Source organism: Haloquadratum walsbyi J07HQW2 (assembly GCF_000415985.1).
Taxonomy (GTDB): Archaea; Halobacteriota; Halobacteria; order Halobacteriales; family Haloferacaceae; genus Haloquadratum; species Haloquadratum walsbyi_B.
Genome location: NZ_KE356561.1, coordinates 267,840 through 272,053, shown reverse-complemented (window position 1 = coordinate 272,053; position 4,214 = coordinate 267,840). Strand labels below are relative to the sequence as shown.

The window sequence follows — 4,214 nt, the reverse complement described above, 5'->3', positions numbered from 1 at the left end:
GAGTGTCTCGATTCGATTCTCTCCAAGCACATCGTCAACGTATTGTATGTTACCGTCGTCGTTTCCAAAAAACGCTAACTCCAGTTCCCCGTCGTCGTCAATATCGACAGGGGCAACTCCAGCTTTCCTTGCGGGTCCACTCTTATCCAAAGCCTTCGTTTTTTTACCGTCGCTGAATGTTCCAGCAACTTTCGTCAGACTTGGATTCTGACTCCCGTCAACAAATGGAATACTCGGAACGCCATCCCCGTCAAAATCTGCAGGCGGACCAATTCCCTTCTGCTTAGAATTGGATCCCACGCCTCCTGTCTGGACTTTCTCCTGACTGCCGCCCTGATCAAGGTAGCGCAGTTCTTGGGACGTCCCAAAGAAAATTATTTCATCACTTTCATCATTGTCAATATCAGCGACGCCCATCACAGCACTACAGCCCTTTGGGGAGGGAAAAACCTGGGCGTTTCCATTTGTATCAACGCCAACAATCTCCTTCTGTGCGTTCCCTTTGCCTCTGGTAAGAATGAGTTTCCCCGACACTGACAGATCCTCTTCTGGTGGCAACAAGTCTTTGACAGATGCTGTCTCACCAACTGTGAACCGCGTCCTTTGTCTTTTGACTTTAGGCTTAGGACTGTTTGTTCGGGGTATTATTTTGTCCTCAGTGTCGCCAACAGTGGTCACGCGAATCGGATTGTCCCCTTGGTCTGTAATGTACGGAATATCAGCTCTACTGTCGCCGACGATATCTGCTGTGTCCCCGATCACTTTTGCTTTTTTACTTTGTGGCGGTTGTTTGATCGTGTCGGTGACTGGATCGTACACTCTGAGGTTGTTGTTTCCATTCGGGTCTGCAAAGACGAGTTGGGTTTTGTCGGGTCCAGGAGAGTCTGATTGAATTGTGAGCTGTCGAATCGCCTGGATATCTGTTCTGTCTTCAACAGACTCCGCGAGAAATTCGACCGAATCTGAAACGTCGCCACTCTCAGTGCTAGCAGTGGAAACGGACACGCCCTTGGTGTCTCCGGGAGCTAACCGAATTTCAGACGTATTAAATTTGAGCCGACTATTTCGGCTCTCAATCGTCACTTCGACCGTGGTTTGAGCTTGATTCGTGAGCGTAATCGTCTGGGGTTCTTTCCCAGGTGAGTCAATCCCCTGAATTCCGAGGAGTGCGGTTTCATCAGAGCCGGCAGCCATAGTAGCCGATCGAGTGGTCTCTGCAGAGCTGAATGCGCCTGTCTCACTCGCCCATAATACACTCCCTCCAATCAATAGGGCAATAGCTCCTCGGCGTGTATATGACACGATATAACAAACATAGCCGTCGACTTTGTTTGAACTTTCTGATTAGATCAACATATACTGATAACATGCAGAGATAATAGAAGAGCGATAATATTGATATCAGAACCGTCTGTACCTCAGAATATGTGATACAGAGCATCGAGGTGGTCACGAGAAATCCTCAGATGGATCTCAGTTGAGAACAGGTTCTCACGAGAAAATCCTGGCACTCGCGATTCCCGTATTCGCGTCTGTTTTCATCAAATGCAACCGGGGGTGAGGGTGTGATCGTGGGCTATCCCTCACGGTTTGTTAGATGAAAACTGAGGTTATGAGGAGTCTCTCGATGCGTGATTGCTGTAATTGTCGATTACCGAATACTCTGTCTGGAGGAGGGGGGTACGTGATTACGCCAGAGCCGTAGTCATCACTGCAGAATAGACGAAACTGTTTGTGGACAACCCACGGGCACGGGGAGTGACCCGTGGAGTTGGTGCGTATATCAGGAGTCAGCTCGCGGGACGATGAACCACGAGCAATCGTCGGAATGAGCGAACAGGATATAATTCTACTGATTATTCGTGTAATTACCAATCCGGACTCTCTCGGGCACAGAGGGGGTACGTGATCACGCCGGGAGAAGGGGGTACAAGCACAGGGACAGGGTCGACTCCCTGCCCTCGACTCCGAGAATATTCAGGCAATATTGTATAAATTCGGTCGTGGGCGCGAGTGTTTGAACAGTGTGTGATCGACACGGGAGAGGGAGGGTATCGCGTGTCATGACAGTCATAACTTGACGGTGGTCTTCGATTCTCGTATAAGACCTATCACCCACGGAGCAATACGAGATAGGAGAGAGGAGAGATATCGGAATAATTGCGAGGGTAATTACTATCAACAATTCAGGGACACCAGGAATACCCACACCGGTAACCGGTCGCTTCGAGAAAAATAAGGGCGCTGTCGCTAGTTGCAAGGGCAAGCCACCCATACTCCCGATCGACGGGACGGGACGGGACGCGACGGGCATCGGATATGACTGTGCTCCTCACAGAGGAGTGAATTTTATATTGTATTTTGTCAAAAACACCAATGGCATGATAGAATATATCGTGTTTACGTAGCGCCATGAGGTATTCCCCGGATTATTGCAAATCCTGACTCATCCAAAGTAGTTCCCCACAATAATCGGGAAAGATCCCTCATAACAATGGGTTGTCACTTCTCTGTACATTAAAAGTATTGCATAATTAGATAACTATATCGGCATTATTGTCGCAATATGGGAGTTATTTCGGAATAATTTCAACATCGAAATCTATTCACTTTCGAGAAAGAAAGTTCGACAATATTACGAACGACACACCCTTTCAGCACATGAGACATTCTCAACGGCTGTATGTCTCCTCATATGCCGAGTTATCTGTGCGAGGACAGTAGATTATCCTCAATCCTGGGGGGTCTTGATCAGCGTCAATTGAGCGTGTGGAAACCCCGTGTATGCGGTGACAAAAGTCGCCTTGGCATGCGATTCGATGCTACTCTATCAGAATCAGCCAGAGTATGTGGATGGGGGTCGCGCGTGCGCGTGCATGCACGCGCGCGAGGCATATATGTGGCTGTATCCCCCATGATACAATCCATGAGTAGTCCTGCGCAGTCGAATTTTAGCAGCAGTCCCGTCACGCCTCGCGATCGTGTGTGGAGTGGTGTGGTAACTAAAACCGAGACAGAATTCACAGTGGCAGATATCAAGAGTCGATTGAGGCGAGATGGCTACGAAGGAGAACCCAGTGATGAGACGATCAAACGTGTGCTGAGAAGTATGGATGAACTGAATCTGATTCAGCACACAGACGGATCTCCATATTACAGCAAACAAACTGACTTTGAGAATCTGTAGAGAGGTCGACTGTCGGTGCACGCATTCGAAGGGTCATTTTGATGAGTGCAGCTAATCGATCTCTCAGCTCTCTCTGATCTGAACTCTTCGCACAATAGATTGTCTGGATTTTGGTAGTATGGTTTATTAAATCGTCATTAGCCGTCATTTCCCCGGTCAAACATCCCCGTCGTTTCAGTAGTGAAATAATTTTGCTACGATAAAGTTACAAAAGTCTTACACGAATGTAGAGAACATTGTCAAACATAGTGGACTTCACTAGAAGGTCAATGATACTTGGAACAGCGGGAGTAGTCGCCGCAGGGGCAGGAGTCACAGCCTCTGAGTCAGAACCTGAAGGAAGTGTTGAAGGACAAGCCGACGTCCAAGCTGAACAGGCACTGACTGTGGATAGTGTCGCTATTTTCGGTAGCGACCCGGACGCTAGTTTTACACGGACAAGCGATGATAATACCGAATTTCAGGCGGCTGTTGAACTGAACAATGGTGACGACGTTGGGTTTGATGTGACTATCGAAAACAGTGCGGCAGACACTCTGAACATTCAACTCACTGTTGATGCGCCTGATCCGATTGACATTGATGTGCAACGTGAGGACGGTGGAGGAGCCTCATTTGCAGGATCACGAAGAGAAGATGATCTTGATCCTGATGACAACGGTAAGCGGGGTGAGGCTGTCCAAACTGGTGAAGGAACGTTTATCACAAACATAAATGGCGGCGACAAGAACAGTGTCGGGGTCCTCGCTGAACTCGACGACACGGCAGATCCTGGCTCCTACGATATCGGCGTTGCAATCAACCCAGTAAGCACTGACTAATCGCAATTTGGGCTAGTTATGGATTTAGCGGCTGGGGTTGATTTTCGCTGGGTTCTTCTGAGATAATGTGCCTGCCCACAGTTTGATTCTTTCCAGTGGTTGCCTGCTGTAGACACTACAGTCCCTGCACATCATATGGAGTTAGTTGTGTCACTACAGTAGTCACTCAGTTGATAAATAATCGCATGACGGCGTTCTCTATGTTA

General features: G+C 48.3%; 3 protein-coding genes. 2 read left to right on the top strand and 1 reads right to left on the bottom strand.

Annotation, left to right across the window (positions count from 1 at the left end):
- On the bottom strand, positions 1–1,302 hold a 1,302-nt coding region (locus tag J07HQW2_RS01345), incomplete at its 3' end, for a hypothetical protein (RefSeq protein WP_303703867.1).
- A 1,624-nt stretch (positions 1,303–2,926) separates the two neighbouring features.
- Here J07HQW2_RS01345 and J07HQW2_RS01340 point away from each other — a divergent pair.
- Entirely contained in the window at positions 2,927–3,187 is a 261-nt protein-coding gene (locus tag J07HQW2_RS01340) for a hypothetical protein (RefSeq protein WP_021053396.1), read from the top strand.
- Positions 3,188–3,435: 248 nt separating this feature from the next.
- Positions 3,436–4,008, top strand: coding sequence for a hypothetical protein (locus tag J07HQW2_RS01335; protein ID WP_303703866.1), 573 nt, complete (start codon positions 3,436–3,438; stop codon positions 4,006–4,008).
- Positions 4,009–4,214: the final 206 nt, after the last annotated feature.

Excerpts from the sequence above, each read along its gene's own strand:
- J07HQW2_RS01340 (WP_021053396.1), top strand. The coding sequence starts at position 2,927 with ATGAGTAGTCCTGCGCAGTCGAATTTTAGCAGCAGTCCCGTCACGCCT.